The organism is Sphingomonas psychrotolerans, assembly GCF_002796605.1.
Classification (GTDB): domain Bacteria; phylum Pseudomonadota; class Alphaproteobacteria; order Sphingomonadales; family Sphingomonadaceae; genus Sphingomonas; species Sphingomonas psychrotolerans.
The window spans coordinates 2,058,055-2,077,157 of the sequence record NZ_CP024923.1 but is presented as its reverse complement, the minus strand read 5'-3'; the positions used below and the strand labels follow the sequence as shown (position 1 = coordinate 2,077,157).

Genomic DNA, 19,103 nt, shown 5'->3' with positions numbered 1-19,103 from the left:
GGAGGCAATATGGCGCGCGTGGCGAGGATCGAGCGGACCGGCGGTCCGGAAGTGATCGGTTGGGCAGATATGGAATTGCCGCCGCCGGGTCCGGGCGAGGTGCGCATGCGCAACGCCGCGGTGGGGCTCAATTTCATCGACACCTATCACCGCTCCGGCCTCTATCCGGTGCCGCTACCCGGCGGACTCGGCCTAGAGGCGTCCGGCGTGGTCGAGGCGGCGGGGGAGGGCGTCACCGATTTCGCGCCCGGCGACCGTGTGGCGACCTTCAGCCCGATCGGCGCCTATGCGACCGAACGCAACCTGCCCGCCGCGAGCCTGTTCAAGCTCCCCGACAGCGTCGACCACGAGACCGCGGCCGCGGTGCTGCTCAAGGGATTGACGGCCGAGTTCATGGTCGAGCGCGCGGCGAAAGTGCAGCGTGGATGGACGGCGCTGGTCCACGCCGCCGCCGGTGGGGTCGGGCAGATCCTCGTTCAATGGCTCAAGGCGGTCGGGGCCGAAGTGATCGGTACCGTCGGCAGCGAGGCCAAGATCGCGGCTGCAAAAGCGGCGGGCGCCGACCATGTGCTGCTCTCGCGCTCGGAAGACATCGCCGCGCGTGTCCGCGAGATCACGCAGGGCGAAGGGGTGCCGGTGGCATTCGACGGCGTGGGGGCGGCGACCTGGGCTGCGTCGCTCGCTGCGACCAGACGTCGCGGGCTGATCGTGAGCTACGGCAATGCCAGCGGGCCGGTCGAGGGTGTCGCGCTGGGCGCGCTCAACACGCACGGCTCGCTGTTCGTCACCCGGCCCAAGCTGTTCGACTATTATGTCACGCCCGAAGAACGCGCGGCCGGCGCGGCACGGTTGTTCGCAATGCTGGACGACGGAACAATACGCCCCGAGATCGGCCAGCGTTTTCCGCTCGAACAGGCTGCCGAGGCGCATCGATTGCTCGAAGCGGGAGAGACGACCGGATCGACACTCTTACTCCCTTAAGAAGGATGTCCGGCGCGGGATCTTGCGCGCTTCTGGACAGCGATAGTTTGTTAAAATAGACTGCTAATGTGATAATAAAAAAGAATTAATCTTCACATCGATTGACTCTCGCACGGATAGAAGATCACCAATCACATCTTAAACCTGTCGGTAGATCTACTTAGCTCTCGCTTGTTGCAGATATCGCCCTGTGCTAGTCCTCGACCGAGGTGTCGCCCTTGGGTTCGATAATGTCCGCGTAGACGGGCTTGGGAACGCGCACGCTTGATGGGGGCGTCGGCTGCTGATCGCGGCTGGCGGACGGGGGATGAAATCGATGCGCAAGTCCAGCAAGGCACGCCTTTTTTCGACGTGCCTGACCGGGGCGATCCTCGCCGCGGCTTCGCCCGCGCTGGGGCAGACCAGCGACGCGCCCACCTGGAAGCCGCGGGCCGAAGTCGATGCGCAGGTCGGCAAGGATATCGGGGTCTCGACTTCGCTGTTCGCGCCGATCGCGCAGAACGACTCGACATTGGTCTATGTCGACGGACGCATCGGCTATGACCCGCGCTTCGACCGCAACGGTTCCGCCACCGTCGGCGCACGCTTTCGCGCCGGCGAGGACATTGCGATCGGGGCCAATATCGGCGCCGATTTCTATCGTTCGGACATCGGCTCGCGCGATCAGGCGGCGCTGTCGATGGGGCTCGAGGGCTTCTCCTCGGTGTTCGACGTGCGAGTCAATTACCGCCTGCCGCTCAGCAAGACCCGGACGATCGGCTATATCGATCCCGCCGCCGCGGGTGCGGGTGCGCTGGTGCTGGAGAATAATCGGCTGATCGAGCGCTATAGCGGCTTCCGGCTCGAGGCGATTCCGCTCCAGGGATTCAACGGCGAGGCCGGCGTGCGCCTGCCGATCGGCAACAATGCCAGCATCCGCGGCTCGGTCGGTGGGTTCGATTATTGGGACAAGGACGCCGACGAGAACTACCGCGGCTACCGCGTCGGGCTCGAGATGGACGTCGAGGACAAGGACAGCGGCGCGCGCTTCACCTTCGGTGGCACGCTGGAGCACGACAATCGCTTCGGCACCGATGCGCGCGCGACGGTGCGGTTGTCGGTCCCGTTTGGCGGGCGCGGGGGCGATCGCGGCGCGGCGCCCACCGGGCTCGACCGCCAGATGGGCGACCGGGTGCGCCGCGATTATGTCGCGCGCTCGGGCAGCCGGTACACCGATCTGACCAGCACCCGTTTCGCCGTAGATGCCCGGACGGGCAACCAGTTCGGCGGCTTCTATTATGCCAGCGGTACGGGCGCCGCCGGCGCAGCAGGCACGATCGCGACGCCCACCACGCTCGTCGATGCAGTCACGCGCGCGGGCACCAACGGCGTCGTCGTCGCCCTCGGCAGCGGAGGCAACATCGCTACGCCGGGCGTGACGCTGGCCACCGACCAATATCTGCTCGGCGGCGGAAGCGCAGTCGATGTGCGGCTGCGCAATGGCAGCACGGTCGCGTACGGGCTGGGCGGCACCAACGGCATCATCGTCGGCACCGCGGCGGGCGGGGCGGCAGTGACGCTCGGCCAAGGCTCGGTGGTGCGCGACGTCACGGTGCGCGGCGCGGGCGCGGGGATCGCCGCAAACGGAGTCGGCGGCTTCGCGCTCGACCGGGTGATCATCGAGAATACCGGCGGCGCGGGGCTTTCGCTCACCAACACTTTGGGCGCTGTCGCGCTCACCGGGCTCACCATCCGCGGCGGCGCGGGTGCGGGCGTGCTGATCAACGGCGGCAGCAGCGTGAGCCTCGCCAACTCGACGATCTCGGGCGGCGCGGGCGCAGTCGACATCAACGACGGCGGGGCGAACCTTGCCGTTTCGCTGTCGAACCTGACGCTCTCCGCCACCGGCGGCAATGTGCTCGACATGGACGGATCGGGCGCCGGCACGGTCACCGTCACGGGAATGTCGGGGATCACGATCCGCGGCGGCACCGGCGAAACCGGCGGCGTCAGCGTCCGCTCCGCGACTTTCGACGCTAGCACTGCCACGGCGGGCATCCAGGCGGTCAATGCCGGGCGGATGGAAGTCGGCACCACCGCCGCGCGAGTGAACGGCCAGGGCGTCTTCCTCACCGACGTCACCGGCAGCCTGAGTTTCGCCGATCTCGACATCGCCAACAGCGGGGCGACGGGCCTCCGCGTCGTCAACGCGAAGGTCAACAGCTTCACCCTCGCCACCCTCGACGGCACGATCGATACGGTCGGCGGCACCGCGGCGGACCTCGATCCGCTGGTGATCAACCTCAATTTCGCCAGCGTCAGCTCGGTCGGCGCAGGCGGACCGGGTGTGATCCTCAACACGGTCCAGGGCGGCGGGACCGGCGGCAACGCGCTCACCATCGGCACGCTGACGATTTCGAACAGCGGCGGCGACGGACTGGTCGTCCTCAACTCGACCGGACTGGTGCGCGTCAATGGCGGCGCGATTTCGAACAGCGGCGGCAATTCGGTCCGGATCGGCGAACAGGGCGTCGCCGGGAGCGGCGGCAGCGTCGGCCTGATCTTCGCAGGATCGATCACCGATCCGGCCGGGGCCTCGCCGATCGTCGCGATCTTCAACAGCACGGGCACGATCAGCTTCACCGGGCCGATCAGCGGCAGCGGCCGCATCCTCGTCGAGGACACCCTTGCGGGTTCGGCGATCAGCTTCGGCGCGATCACCCTCACCGGCACCGTCGGCGATGCGATCACGCTAAACCGGCTCGCCGGCTCGATCCGGTTCAATGGACTGGTGACGATCGCCAATCCGGGTGCGAACGGCATCGTCATCGGCAACGTGTCGGGCGGCGTCACCTTCGCCGATGTCGACATTACCGGACTAGGCGATTTCACCGGACTCGACGTGCGCGGCGCGCAAGGGAACGTGCTGTTCAATACGCTTGACATCACTGGCACCGGCGTCGGCACGGGTATCGATCTGACCGGATCGACCAACGCCGGCAACGTGATGATCCTCGGCGGGAGCGTAATCCAGGGCGTCGACATCGGGGTCGATCTGACTCAGGCCAATATGACCGGCCAGTTCCGCTTCGGCGACGGCGATGCGACTGCGATGGGCAGCCGCATCACTGCCAATGTTCCGATCATCATCGAACTGATGAACGCCGGCCATGGCAGCTATAATTTCGCCGACGTCGTGCTGCAGGGCGACACCAGCAATCTCACCGGCGCCGGCTTCACGGCGTATTACGCGCAGGTCGGCGCGACCGGCGCAGGCACGCGCGACGATCCGGGCAGCCTCGCCGGGGCCGACGCCTCGACCGCACAATATATCGTCCTGCTCAACGATGCAGCGGGCGGGCAGGACGTGTTCGACGCGGCAAGCGCGGGCGGATCGTTCGATCTGGCCGCCGGACAATCCCTGGTCAGCTTCCTGAACGGCGATTTCTTCGCGGCGAGCGGCGGCGGCATGCCGGCCAACCTGATCGTCAGCGGGATCGGGCCGAGCGGGATCACCAACGTCTATGCCGGGTCGGGCGGCGCGGTGCTGACGACCAGCATTGCCGGATCGGCGACAGTCAACCTCGCCAGCAACAGCACGATCGACGGGCTGATCATCCGCAACGCCGGCGGCGACGTTGGCGTCGAGGGCAGCGGCGTCAGCAACGTCCGGATCCAGAATTCGAACATCAGCGGCGCGAACGGCGCGATCGCGATCAGCGACGGCGGCACGACAAGCTCGGTCCAGCTGACCCATCTGGACCTCGCTTCCGCCGCGGGCACCACGCTCGCGCTGAGCGGGGCCGGGGCGGGGACGCTGACCGTGTCGGGCGCCGACGTGGACATCGCCGCCACGGGCGCCAGCGCGGCGCTGTCGCTTGCCGACATCATTTCGGGCGGGCTCGGCTTCGGCTCCGTCTCGGCCGGCACCTCCGCGACCGGCGCGGTATCGGCGCAGAACGTCACCGGCGGCAATCTCGTCTTCGGCAGCATCGCAGTGGCGGGAACGGCGGCGGGCGCCGGCGTGTCGGTCAACGGCAGCAGCAGCGCCGTCCTCGTCCAGTCGATCGGCGTGAGCGGCAGTGCCGGCGACGCCGTCCAGCTTGCGAACAACAGCGGCGCGATCACGATCGGCACGATCACCGCGAGCGGCAGCGGCGCGAACGGCGTCGGGCTGGCCGGAAACGGCGCGGTCACGATCGGCGGGCTCACGGTCAGCGGCGCCGCGGGCGCCGGCCTCGAGATTCAGAACAGCCTCGGCACCGTCGCCGTCGGCGGCGGTGCGATCAGCGGCGCCGCCACCGGCGTTTCGATCAACGGCGTCGCGACGGGCGCGAGCGTGTCCATCGGCAGCCTCTCGATCAACGGCGCGGCCAACGCGATCGTGCTCGCCGACATCGACGGCAGCGTCGCGTTCACCGGGACCACCAGCATCTCCGGCGTGGGCGTTTCGGGCGTCGTCTTCGGCGCGGGCAGCACCGGCGCGATCGCGTTCGGCGACGTCGACATCGCCGGTCTCGGCGCCGGGCGGAGAGGCGTCGATGCGCGCGCTGCCTCCGGCACGATCAGCTTCAACACGCTCGACATCACCGGCAGCTCGACCACCGGCACGCGCGGCATCGATCTGACCGGCGCGAGCTTCGCGACCGATCTCATCATCGCCGAGAGCAGCAGCATCACCGGCGTCGGCGTGGGCGTCGATCTCACCAACGCCGCGATCACCGGCAGCTTCCGCTATGGCGACGGCTCGAGCACCGATGCCGACGGTGCGGCCTCCACGATCAATGCCGTGACGCCGATCGTCATCACCGGCGTCAACGCCGGGGTGGGCCGCTATGACTTCCTCGACGTGGTGCTCACCGGCGATACCGCGACGCTGACCACCTCGGCGACGCTCTATTTCGTCAAGGCGGGCGCGACCGGGATCGGCACGCTCGCCGATCCGGGCAGCCTCGCCGGCGCCGAGGCCTCCGCCGCGAGCACGATCATCCTGCTCAACGATCCGACCGGCGGGCAGGACCTGCTCGACGCGGCGGGCGCAGGCGGATCATTCGATCTTGCGGCCGGGCGCGATCTGCTCAGCTTCCTCAATGGCGACACTCTGATGCTGCCCGGCGGGGCGCCTTCAAACCTGCTGCTCTACGGCATGCCACAGGGGCAGATCGGCAACCCCTATGCCGGCTCGGGCGCGCCGGTGTTGACGACGACCGTGGCAGGCGCGCACGCCGTTTCACTGGGCGGGTCGAACACGATCGACGGCCTCTCGATCCAGACGCCGGTCGGCGGCGGGTATGGCGTGCTGGGCGTCGGGCTGGCCAATGTCACCATTCGCAACAGCACCATCTCCGGGCATATGGGCGCCATCTATCTGGGTGACGGCCCCGCCGCGTCCAGCGCGGCGCTGAGTAACCTGCAACTCGCATCGAGCGGCGGCACTGCGCTCGAGCTCAACGGCTCCGGCACCGGCACGCTCACCTTGACGGCGTTTACCGGCATCACCGTCAGGGGGGGCAATGGCGAAACGGGTGGATTGTCCGCTGCCGACGTGACCTTCGACGCCGATCTGGCGATTGCGGGCGTGCAGACCGTCGTCGGCGCGGTGACGATCGGCGCAGCGGGCGCGCGGGTCGATGGCACGGGCTTTGGCATCATGGGCGATGGCAGCCTCGAACTGACCAGCCTGAACGTTTTCAACGCCAATGGCGTCGGTGTGGAGCTCACTGGCGGCGGATTGACCACCACCGTGCGCGGGGCTCGATCGACACTGCAGGCGACGACGCGCTGGTCACCGCGGCTGGCGCGCTCACGCTCAATTTCGGCAGCATCACCGCCACCGCTGGCGGAATCGACATGGTCGATGGCATTGCAGCCGATGCGGGCCAACCCGTGCTCAACGTCGGCAGCCTGAGCCTTACCGGCGGCGGGCTCCACCTGGCCGGCAGCGGCGACTATGTGTTCACCAACGCATCGATCACGCACGATAGCGATTACGCCGTCGAACTGGGTGGCACCGTCAATCTCGATTTTGCCGGCGACATCACCAGCACTCCGGGCGCCGGCGCGACATTGTGGGCGTTCAGCCACACCGGCACGGCGAACTTCCACGACGGCACGATCGACGTAGCCGGCGGCGAAGGACTTTTCTTCATCGACGCCGACGGAAGCTATTCCTTCACCGGCACGACGACGATGCACGCCGACGGCGGGATCAGCATCGTGTCCGGCTCATCGGGCAACATGTTCTTCGGCGCCGGGACCAGCGCGACAAACAACACGATCTCCAATTTCTTCCTGCATAATTCGGATGCCAACGTCACCTATCTCGGCAGCCTCAGTCAAACCACCGCTGGCGACAACTTCGGCGTGATCGGTCAGACCGGCGGCACGCTCGACTTCTCGCAGGCGACAATCAGCGCGAGCACGGGCGCGGGGATGACCTTCACCGATGCCGACGGCAACACCATATTGGGCGATGTCCAGCTCTCCGGCGGCGCGGGCATCAGCATCACCAGCGGTTCGGCCGGCGCGATCAGCTTCGACAACGTCGACATCACCGGGCTCGGCGCGGGCCAGACCGCAGTGGACCTGACTGGGGCGACCGGCAACGTGACGTTCCAGACGCTCGACATTACCGGCACAGGCGGCACTGGCATCGACCTGACCGGATCGACCACCGCAGCCAACATCAACGTCAACGAGAGCAGCAGCATCACCGGCGTCGATGTGGGCGTCGATCTCACCAACGCGGCGATCACCGGCACTTTCCGTTATGGCGACGGCTCGAGCACCGATGCCGACGGCGCTGCATCGTCGATCAGCGCGATCACCCCGATCGCGATCGGCGGGCTCAATCCGGGCGTCGGGACCTATGACTTCGCCGATGTCGCGCTCAGCGGCGACACCAGCGGTCTGCAGACCAACAAGACGGTTTACTGGGTGCAATCGGGCGCAGTCGGCGCCGGCACGCGCGCCGATCCCGGCAGCCTTGCCGCGGCAGAGGCCTCGGGCGCCGACGTCATCATCCTGCTCGATACGCAGGTCGGCGCCGGCCAGGACGTCCTCGACGCCGCCTCGGCCGGTGGTAGCCTCGATCTCATCGCGAACCAGAGCCTGTTGAGCTTCCTCAACGGCGACACGCTCAGCGTCGGCGGCGGCGCGCCGGCGAACCTGTTGCTCTTCGGTCTTGCTGGCGGCACCGTCACCAATCCCTATGCGGGTTCGGGCGCGGCTTTGCTCACCACCAGCCAGGCGGGCGCCAATACGGTCACGCTCGCCTCGGGCACGCTGATCGACGGCGTCCAGATCGGCAATCTCGATGCGCGGGGCGTGTACGGCGCCGGCATGACGGGTGTCAGCATCCGCAACAGCGCGATCTTCGGCAGCATCAGCGCGATCGAGATCATCGACAACGGCCTCGCCGCCGATGTTGCGCTGAGCAACCTCGCTCTGTCGGGCGGCAACCTCGGCGGCCTTTCGACGCTCTCTCTGATGGGCAATGGCGGCGGCCAGCTCACCGTCACCCAACTTACTGGCATCACCATCGCTGGCACCACCGCTGGCGGGTTCCTGACCGGGGGCGTGTACGGCCAGGATGTCGTCTTCGACGCGGATTTGTCCGCGGCAGGGATCCAGACGGTGACCGGCACGGTCGACATCGGCAGCGCAGCCGATCGCGTCGCGGGCTATGGCTTCATTATGGAACGTGCGACGGGCGCGCTCAGCCTCGCGACGACCATCTTCAACACAGGAGCAGTCGGGCTCTTCGCCAGTGGCGACGCCGGCGGCTTCACCCTCGCCATCACCGGCGGGACCATCGATAGCATGAACGCCCTCAACTACAATGCGATCGCGCTGGACAATCTCTCGGCCGATATTCAACTGACCAGCGTCGATTATGCAGGTTCCGGTATCGCCGTAATCGCCAACGACGTAACCGGTGTGGGGGCGGGCGGGCGCGCGCTCGATATCGGCACGCTGACTGTCACTGGCAACCCTGCCGTCGGCGTTGTGCTGGCTGGCACGACCAGCGGCAATTTCAATTTCGGCAGCGGCTCGTCGATCGTCGGGAGCACGACCGCGGCCATCGAGCTGTCCAACACGGGCGCGGGCAACTTCAGCTATGCCGGCGACATCACCGGGATCACCACGGGCGCGTTGGTGCTGGTCGGCAACGGCAACATCAATGCCGCGACCTTCAGCGGCACGCTGAGCGCGACGGGCGGCACCGGGCTGCAGTTCGACGATGCCGACGGCAGCTATAATTTCACCGGCACCACCACGCTGAACGGCGGCGATGCCGGGATCGACATCGTCAACGGCTCGGGCGGCGCCTTTGCGTTCGGTACGGGGACGTCGATCACCAGCCCCACTGGCGCAGGCATCAATATCGCCAACTCGACCGCCGGGGTGACCTATAGCGGCAATCTGACCTTCGCTACTGCCGGGCAGGCAGCGGTGAACGTCGTCAATCACAGCGTAGGTACGATTCTCTTCCAGACCGGCACGCTCAACGTCACCAATGGCACCGGCCTGCAGTTCAACAATGCCGACGGCAGCTATAATTTCACCGGCACCACGACGCTGAACGGCGGCGATGCCGGGATCGACATCGTCAACGGTTCGGCCGGCGTCTTCAGCTTCGGCACCGGGACATCGATCACCAGCCCGAGCGGCACGGGGATCAACATCGCGAACTCGACCGCCGGGCTGACCTATAGCGGCGACCTGACCTTCGCGACCTCCGGGCAGGCAGCGGTGAACGTCATCAATCACAGCGTGGGCACGCTTACCTTCCAGACGGGCATGATCAGCGCCACCGACGGCACCGGCGTGCGATTTGATAACGCTGACGGTACCTACAACTTCACCGGCCCAACCACGCTGAGCTGGGCCTCGGCAGGCATCCGGGTCGCCAACGGTTCGGCCGGCACCTTCAGCTTCGGCACCGCCACGAGCGTCACTTCGATGATGGTCGGACTCATTGCCATCACCTCACAGGCGAACATCACCTATTCGGGCACGCTCGTGGCCAACGCCCCTGCCGCGTCCGAAGTGGTTCACGCCACATCCGATCAGAGCGCGATCAACCTGAGCGCGGCGACCTTCGACGTCACCAACGGCTTCGGCATCAGCTTCGACAATGCCGACGGGACCTACACGTTCGGCGCTCTGGCCCTGTCGGGCGGCGCGCGGATCGCGATCTTCAACGGATCGAGCGGCGCCTTCACCTTTGGTGACGTCGACGTCACCGGCCTCGGCGCGAACCAGACCGCAGTCAATCTGACCGGCGCGACGGGCATTGTCACGTTCGACACGCTCGACATCGCCGGCACCTCGGCCGTCGGCAGCAAGGGCATCGACCTCACCGGCAACACTGGCACCGGCAACATCGTCATCACCAACAGCAGCGCGATCACCGGCGTGGGCGTGGGCGTTGACCTGACTAACGCCTCGCGCACCAGTCTCTTCCAATATGGCGACGGCAGCGCGCCGACTGCCTCGACGATCGCCGCCACCACGCCGCTGGTCATCACAGGCCTCAACGGCGGCGCGGGCACCTATAATTTCGCCGATGTGAGCCTGATCGGCGACACCAGCGGGCTCGCGACTTCGGCGACGGTCTATTACGTCCTGGCCGGCGCGACCGGCGCTGGCACGCTCGGCGATCCAGGCAGCCTCGCCGGCGCCGAACTGGCGACCGCCGACTTCATCATCCTGCTCAACAACCCCACCGGCGGGCAGGACGTGCTCGACGCACTCGGCTCCAACGGCAACGATTCGCTGGTGCTCGACGCCAATCAGGCGCTGCGCAGCTTCCGCGACAACAATACGATTATCCTGCCCGGCGGCGCGCCGGCCAACGTCATCCTGACCGGCGTGACGACGGGGCAGGTGGTCAACCCGTACGGTGTGCTCGGCGACACCGCTACCGACCGCGCTCCGGTCGTGACCACCACCGGCGCGGCCAACACCGTGACGCTGGCCAGCAACAGTCTCGTCGACGGTGTGTTCGTGCAGAGCGTGGCCGGCTTTGCCGCGATCCGTGGTGCCGGCCTCACCGGCGTCACGGTGTCGAACGCGACGCTTTCGGGAGCCGGCACGGCGCTGCGCCTCACCGATGGCGGCGTCGTTGCGACGGCGACGCTCACCAATCTCAGCCTTGCCGCCTCGGGCGCCGATTCGGCGCTGGAGCTGAGCGGCGCGGGTGCCGGCATGCTGACGGTGGCCGGGTCGGGCATCAATATGTCGCATAGCGGTTCGGGCGCGCTGCTGACGCTCGCCGACATCGTCATCGACGGCGCCAATCTGACCTTTGGTACGGTCTCGGCGACCACAGCGGGTGCGGGAATCGATCTCGGCACGATCGGCGGTTTCGGCACGCTCGGCTTCGGCAGCATCACCGTTGCCGGCGCGGCAGGTTCGGGAGTCTCGCTCCACAATTCGAGCGCGCCGGTGAACCTCGGCAACGTCACGATATCCGGCGCCGTGGGCGCCGGCATTGCGCTGACGACGAACAGCGGCGCCGTCGGCATCGGCACGGTGAACATCAGCTCCAGCGCCACCGGCATCGCGGTCACCGGTCTCACCAATACGCTGACCGTCGGCAACACCGTGATCGACGGCGCCACCGTCGCTGGCATCCTCTTTGGCGCCGGCAATACCGGTGCGATCAGCTTCGCCAATGTCGACATCACCGGCTTGCAGACCGGGGCGCGCGGTGTCGATGCGCGTGCATCAATGGGCGGGAACCTCAATTTCACGACGCTCGACATCAGCGGTGCCACGGCCACGGGTACGCGCGGCATCGATCTCACCGGCAATACCAGCAGCACCGGCTTCATCGTCGGCGATAGCAGCACGATCACCGGGGTCGGCATCGGCGTCGACCTCACAAATGCGTCACGCACCGGGCCCTTCCGCTATGGCGACGGCTCGAACATCGACTTCGATCTGGCCGCCTCGACGATCAACGCCACCACGCCGATCGTCATCGCCGGGCTCAACGGCGCGACCGGCACCTATGATTTCCGCGACGCTACCCTCGTCGGCGACACCAGTCCGCTCGAGGTCAGCGCCTTCTTCGTCCGCGCCGGCGCGAGCGGCGTCGGCAGCCGGTCGGATCCGGGGAGCCTCGCCGCGGCCGACGCGTCGAGTGCGAGCTACATCGTTCTGCTCGATACGCAGGCGGGGGCGGGCAGCTTCGACACGCTCTCGGGCACGCTCACGCTGGCGAACAATCAGTCGCTGCTCAGCTTCCGTGACACCGACAGCTTCAATGTCGGCGGCGGTGCGCCGCCCAACGTCTTCGTCTTCAACGTCACCACCGGTACCATCACCAATCCAAACAGCGGCTCGGGCGCGCCGCTGCTGACATCGGCGGACGCCACCGGCACCGTTCAGCTTGGGGGCACCAGCGTGATCGACGGCGTCGTGGTGTCGAACACCGGCACTGGCGCGGGCATCTTCGCCAACGCCAATGCCGGCACCGCGACGCTCCGCAACAGCACGATCTCGGGCGGCGGCGCGGCGATCGATCTGCGCTCCGGCGCATTCGCGCGCATCGTCAACCTGCAGAATCTGAGCCTCGCCAATGCCGGCAACCAGGCCGGCGCGTTGCTCAACCTCGACGGCACCGGCGGCACGCTGACCGTTACCGGCATGTCGAACCTGAACATCGGCACCGCCGGCGGCGAGACTGCGGGCCTGGTGTTCAACACCGTGACCTTCGACAGCGACCTCGCGACCGGCGGGATCCAGGCCGTCAACGGCGGCGCGTTGACCATCGGCACGACCGGCGCGCGTGTGCAGGGCGGCGGCCTCAGCCTGACTAACGTCTCGGGGGCGCTGACCTTCAGCGATCTCGACATCGCCAACACTGGCGGCACCGGCCTGCTCGTCGCCAATTCCAAGGCGAACAGCTTCCTGCTGACCACGCTCGACGGCTCGACCGACACCACCGGGGGCACCGCGGTCAATCTCGATCCGCTGACCGTCAACATGACGCTGGCGAGCGTCACCGCGAATGGCGGCGCCTATGGCATCTTGCTCGATCAGGTCGAGGGCGGCTTCACTGTCACCGGGGCAGTCACCGTCACCGGCGCCACCACCGCCGGTATCGCGATCCAGGACAATACCGCCCAGACCGACGCGCTCGACGCGACGTTCAACGGCGCGGTATCCATCAACAACACCAGCGGCATCGGCCTGTCGTTCACCAACAATGCCGGCGCGACGATCAGTTTCGCAGGCGGCGGCGCCGGTGTCGATGTGGTCACCACCAGTGGCGCGGGGCTGATCGCCTCGGTCGGCGGCACGATCAGCGTCGCCGGGGCGGGCAATTCGATCGCCACGACGACCGGCTCGATCGTCAATCTCGACGGGGTGACCGCGGGCGCCGGCGGCATCGCCTTCGCCTCGCTCGGCAATTCGGGCACCGTCGCCAACACCGCGATCCGGATCAACAATCTCGATGGCGGCGCGTTCAACGGCGGCACCGTATCGGTCGCGGGCACCAGCGGCGCGACGAGCGACGGCATTTTCGTCGGCGGCGGTTCCAGCTCGGCGGTCAGCTTCGGCGCCACCACGATCGCCGGCACCGGCGACGAGGGCATCGAAATCAACGGCGCGGGCAACGGCGCGATCAGCTTCACCAGCGTCACCATCGACAACACTGCCAGCGACGGCGTCCTGATCACGGGTTCCGACGGGACGGTGACGGTCGGCGGCGGCGACATCGGCAACCTCAACGATCCGACCGGCAGCGGCGTGGTCATCGATGGCGGCAGCGGCGCGATCACGATCAACGCGGGGATCCTCAAAACCACTGCGGCGCGCGCGATCGATATTCAGAATCGCACCGGCGGCAGCATCGACTTCGGCGGCTTCATCTCTTCGGGCGGCGCGGCCAGCGGCTGGTCGATCATGAACAACAGCGGCGGCAGCACGATCACCTTCTCGGGCGCCAATAACGCGATCAACGGCGGCGCCACGATCGGCGTCGAATTGCTCAACAATACCGGCGCGACGATCAACTTCACCGGCGGCGGGATGGCGATCACCAGCAGCGCCAGCGGCCTCTTCGCGCAGGGCGGCGGCACGCTGAACATCACCGGCAGCGGCAACACGATCAGCGCCACCGGCAACCAGGTCATCGTGCTGGATGGCGTGACGGCCGGCGCCGGCGGCATCAACTTCGCGAGCGTGAACACCACCAATATCGCCACCGGCATCGCGCTCACCAATGTCGGTTCGTCAGGCGGCGGCGCGATCACGCTGGGCACGGTCAATCTGCAGGGCGTGCTGTCACGCGGTATCGACGTCACCGGCACGCTCGGCGCAGCACTGACGATCGGCGATCTCGACATCGGCCTCAACAATAACGCTGCCATCGCGGTTGACCTGAACGGCGCCACGCTGTCTGCGGCGATCACCGCGGGCGATTTCGACGTGACCAATGCGGCCGCGGCGGGGATATCGGTTGCCGTCGACCTGCGCGGTACCACCGGCGGGCAGGTGATCCGGCTCGGCGACTCGGCCGTCGGCGGCGCCGCGTCGACCATCTCGGGCGTCGCCACCGGCGTCTGGCTCAATGCGGCGACCAACGCGACCTTCACCTATGGCGACGGCGAATCGGCCACCGACGGCACCTCGACCATTTCCGCGGCGACCGGGATCAACGCCGCGGCGGCGCCCGTCGCCGGCACCTACAACTTCACCGACGTCACGTTCGGCGCGAGCCCGGGCCTCGGCTTCGGCGTCGGCCGTACGTGGTTCGTCGATTCGAACGGTGCCACCGGCGGCGGCAACGGATCGGGGGCAGACGGCGCCAATCCGATGACGCTCGGTGCGGCAGAGCTCGTGCTGGCCGCCACCGACGTGATCGTGCTCGTCAACGACGGCAACGCGATCAGCGCCGCGGGCTCGAACGGCAACGATACGCTTGCCTTGCTCGCCGACACCCAGGTGCGCGGCTTCGGCCAAGGGCCGCTGGCGCTTACACTGGTCGTCCCCGCGACGATCCAGCTATCGAGCAACACGATCAATATCGCCGATCCCACCGGCAATGGCGCGGCGACGCTCACTTCGGCGGCTGGCGCCAATGTGATCACGCTGGGCGCGAGCGGCAACCGCATTTCGGGCTTCATCCTCGACGGCGACCCTGCCGGCGCGTTGCGCGGCATCGTCGACAATGGCGGCGCCACCGGCACGATCGTCAACTTCATGACGATCCGCAATTTCGACGCGGTGGGCGGCTATGGCATCGAGATCACGCCGTCGACCAACACCACGATCGACAACGTGACCTTCACCGGCAACACCAACGACGCGTTCCTCAACGCCGCCGGCAGCACGATCACCAACGTGACCGCTTCCGGCGCGACCGGCACTTCGATCATCATCGACAATGCCACCGGCACGACGACGCTGACCAACGTCAGCATCACCGGCGCGGCGACCGGCCTGTCGTTCACCAATGCGGCCGGCACGATCAACGCTACCAATGTCGACATCGCAGGCGCGACGACCTCCGCGCTGACCGTCAGCGGCGGCACCGCCGGCTTCAGTTTCGACGGCGCGAGCTCGATCGTTCAGGCGACAGGCGGACTGACGCTGAACTTCACCGGCAACCACACCGCCGGGACCTTCGCCTTTGCCGGCCTGATCAATGCGACCAACGGCGCCGGCATGCAGTTCAACAACGCCGACGGCACCTATAACTTTACCGGGATCACGACGCTCAACGGCGGCGGTGCCGGCATCGACATCTTGGGCGGCGCGACCGGAACCTTCGCCTTCGGCTCGGCAACGGCGCTAACCCATAATGCCGCGGGCAATGCCTTCGTGCTGCTCAGCAGCGCCAACGTCACTTTCGACGGCACGATCACCGACAATGACGGGACTGCAGTCGAGATCGACGGGCACGACGCGGGCACCGCCACGTTCAACGGCGCGATCAGCAGCAGCATCGCCAATGCCAGCAACGTGATCTCGGTCGCCAACAGCAATGGCGGCGTAGTCACCTTCACCGGCCAGATGGCCATCTCCAGCACTGGCACGGCAGTGAATCTGTCGGGCAACGCGGGCTCGACGATCACCTTCAATGCGGGCGGCACCGGGCTCGACATCACTGGCACGACCAGCACCGCGATGATTGTCACCGGAGGCGGAACGGTGAACGTCCAGGGCAGCGGCAATTCGATCACGACGACGAGCGGAACGCTGCTCAGCGTCACCGATACCGGCGGCACCACGACCGCGGTCAACCTCGCCTTCGCCTCGGCGAGCAATACCAGCGGCGCCAACGGCATCTTCGTCCAGCGCACCGGGGCGGGCACGATCACCGGCACGGTGAACATCGCCGCCGGCGCGATCACCGCCACGACCCGCGGCGTCTCGCTCAACGGCGACGCGCTCAACTTCACTTATGGCGGCACCCTGACCACCAGCGGCGGCGCGTCGCGTTCGGTCGAGGTGACGAACCGCACCGGCGGCATCGCGACCCTTTCGGGCAACCTCACCGATACCAGCCTCGGCATCAGCATCGCCAACAACACCGGCGGCACGATCGCCTTTACCGGCCAGACGATCAGCCTCAACACCGGGGTTAATGCCGCCGTGACGCTGAACAACAATAGCGGCGCGACGGTCAACTTCGCGCCGCTGGCAGGCGGCAACGGGCTCGACATCGTCACCACCAGCGGCACCGGCTTCGACGCGACCGGCGGCGGTACGATCACGGTCGCGGGCGGCGGGAACAGCATCCAGACAGACACGGGGCAAGTCATCGACCTCACCGGGGTGAGCGCGGGCGCCAGCGGCATCAACTGGGCTTCGCTGCAGAGCACCGGCGTGGTCACGACGATCGCGATCAACTTCAACAATTTCGACAGCGCCGGGGGCGCGTTCATCGGCGGCACCACTTCGATTGCCGGCACGGGTGGCGGCAACGACGCGATCTTCATCGGCAACGGTTCGGCCGCCAATGTCAGCTTCGGCGCGACGACGATCGGCACGGGCACGATCAGCGGCGACGGTATAGAGATCAATGGCTCCGGCAACGGCACCGTGACCTTCACCAGCGTCGACATCGACAACACCACTGCGCATGGCGTCTCGATCATCGGCGCGGCCGGGGCGACCGGCGCGATCGCGATCAACGGCGGCACGATTGGCGCCGGCGGCGCGGGCAGCATCACCGGCGACGGAGTCAATGTCACCGGCGGCAGCGGCAGCGTCACCGTGGCGGCATCGATCGCCAAGACCAATGCCGGCAACGTCGTGGAGGTGAGCGGCCATACCGGCGGCACGGTCACCTTCTCGAACACCATCTCGGCCACCGGAGGTGCGGCAAACGGCATCTTGCTCAGCAACAATAGCGGCGGGAGCATCGTCTTCTCGGGCGCGAGCAAGACGCTCAGCACCGGCGCCAGCAACGCACTCCAGTTCGACAACAATGCCGCCACCGGCGCGGCGGTGTCGTTCACCGGCGGCGGTCTCGATGTGGATACGACGAGCGGACGCGGCATTACCGGCACGTCGACCAATGCGGGTGCGGGCTCGCTGACGATCACCGGCGCCAACAACACGATCGCCTCGGCCGGCGGCATCGCGCTCAACCTGGTCAACACCAACATCGCCGGTGGTGGGCTCGACTTCCTGTCGATCTCGGCGAATGGCGGCACCCGCGGCATCGTGCTCAACACCACCGGCGGCGCGGGGGGCTCACCGTCACCGGCACCGGCACCACCGATGGCTCGGGCGGCACGATCCAGAACATCACCCAGCGCGGGATCGAATTGCTCAACACCGCTTTGGTCAACATCAGCAATCTGAACCTGACCAATGCCAGCACCACCGGGCAGGCCGCGGGCCAGGATCTCGATCTCACTACGGCGAATGGCGCGATCTATATGAGCGGGGTCGCCACCGCGGTGTTCAACAACATCAACATCACCGGCACGATCGCCGACAACGGCATCACCGGGATCAACGTGAGCAACTTCCAGCTCAACAACAGCCTGATTACTGGCGCCGGCGACGGCGCAAACGAAAGCGGGATCGAGTTCAGCAACCTCTCTGGCACGTCGTCGCTGACCAATACCGAGATCGCGCTGTCGGAGACCAACAGCCTCGACATCGTCAACACCGACGTGAACCTCAACCTGACGCTGAACAACGTGATCTTCCGCGACACGCAGAGCAGCGGTATCGGCGAGGGTGGCCTCCAGTTCCGCAGCTTCAGCGTCGCCGGCGGCACGCCGACGACCAATATCGACATCGTCGACAGCGACTTGCTGCGCCTGCGCACCCAAGCGGTCCAGATCATCGGCGAAGACGATTCGGTGGTCAGCGTCGACATCACCAACAGCGTCATCGACAGCCAGACCGATATCGGCGCCGGGATCGACATCAACGGCAACGACACCGCGACGGTGCGGTTCAACATCATCGGCAACCCGACGATCCGCGCGAGCGGCGGCGCCGCGATCAACATCACTTCGTTCATCAGCGCGAACGTGATGGGCCGGATCGCCAACAACGCCGATGTGGAAGTCTATAGCCAGCTTCCCGCCGGCAGCGGTGCATCGGGCAGCAGCGTCCGCCTGCTGGCGCAGGAGAATTCGCACCTCACCGTCGCGGTCACCGGCAACACCTTGACCCAGGGTGCCGGCAACAACAGTGCGGCGGTCGACGCGATCGCGCGTGAGGGCAGCGCCCGCCTCGATCTGACGCTGACTGGCAACGTCATCGACTCGACCGACGTGAACACGCTTGCGGATATCAACATCCAGAGCGGCTCGTCGTCGGGAACGGCCATCGAGACCAACCAGATCTACGCCAACATCGCGAACAACAACCTGACCGCCACCGCATCACCCACTCTGCTGCGCCTGCGCGTATCCGAGCTCGACAACACCCACGATCCGCGGATCTTCCTGCAGGGCTTCCTCGACGGCGGCCCGGGAATCGAGGACGATGCCGTCGCCACGTGGAACGCGAACGGCAACACGCCGGGGGCCAGTGCGGCCAACATCGCCGTAAGCCTGACGGGTACCGCGACCGGACCGAGTGCCGGGACCGCCCAGACGCCGAGCAACCCGCTACCCTGACCGCAGTCAGGGTCCGGACTCATTTTTGTCCCT

General features: G+C 67.0%; 4 protein-coding genes. All 4 read left to right on the top strand.

Features of this window, described 5'->3' with window-relative positions:
- Window positions 1-9: 9 nt before the first annotated feature.
- The 4 genes from CVN68_RS09370 (at window position 10) to CVN68_RS09355 (ending at window position 19,070) form a co-directional block, all read left to right on the top strand.
- On the top strand, window positions 10-981 hold the full coding sequence (locus CVN68_RS09370) for a quinone oxidoreductase family protein (RefSeq protein ID WP_100281968.1): 972 nt from the start codon (window positions 10-12) through the stop codon (window positions 979-981).
- A 316-nt stretch (window positions 982-1,297) separates the two neighbouring features.
- Window positions 1,298-6,868: a beta strand repeat-containing protein gene (locus CVN68_RS09365; RefSeq protein ID WP_158298808.1), complete on the top strand. Its 5,571-nt coding sequence runs from the start codon at window positions 1,298-1,300 to the stop codon at window positions 6,866-6,868.
- A complete protein-coding gene (locus tag CVN68_RS09360) occupies window positions 6,811-17,793 on the top strand; it encodes an S-layer family protein (protein WP_100281966.1) in 10,983 nt (3,660 codons plus the stop codon). The genes CVN68_RS09365 and CVN68_RS09360 overlap by 58 nt, the downstream gene beginning before the upstream one ends.
- On the top strand, window positions 17,757-19,070 hold the full coding sequence (locus CVN68_RS09355) for a hypothetical protein (protein ID WP_158298807.1): 1,314 nt from the start codon (window positions 17,757-17,759) through the stop codon (window positions 19,068-19,070). The genes CVN68_RS09360 and CVN68_RS09355 overlap by 37 nt, the downstream gene beginning before the upstream one ends.
- The last annotated feature ends 33 nt before the right edge of the window (window positions 19,071-19,103 follow it).

Excerpts from the sequence above, each read along its gene's own strand:
- CVN68_RS09370 (WP_100281968.1), top strand. The coding sequence starts at position 10 with ATGGCGCGCGTGGCGAGGATCGAGCGGACCGGCGGTCCGGAAGTGATC.
- CVN68_RS09365 (WP_158298808.1), top strand. The coding sequence starts at position 1,298 with ATGCGCAAGTCCAGCAAGGCACGCCTTTTTTCGACGTGCCTGACCGGG.
- CVN68_RS09360 (WP_100281966.1), top strand. The coding sequence starts at position 6,811 with ATGGTCGATGGCATTGCAGCCGATGCGGGCCAACCCGTGCTCAACGTC.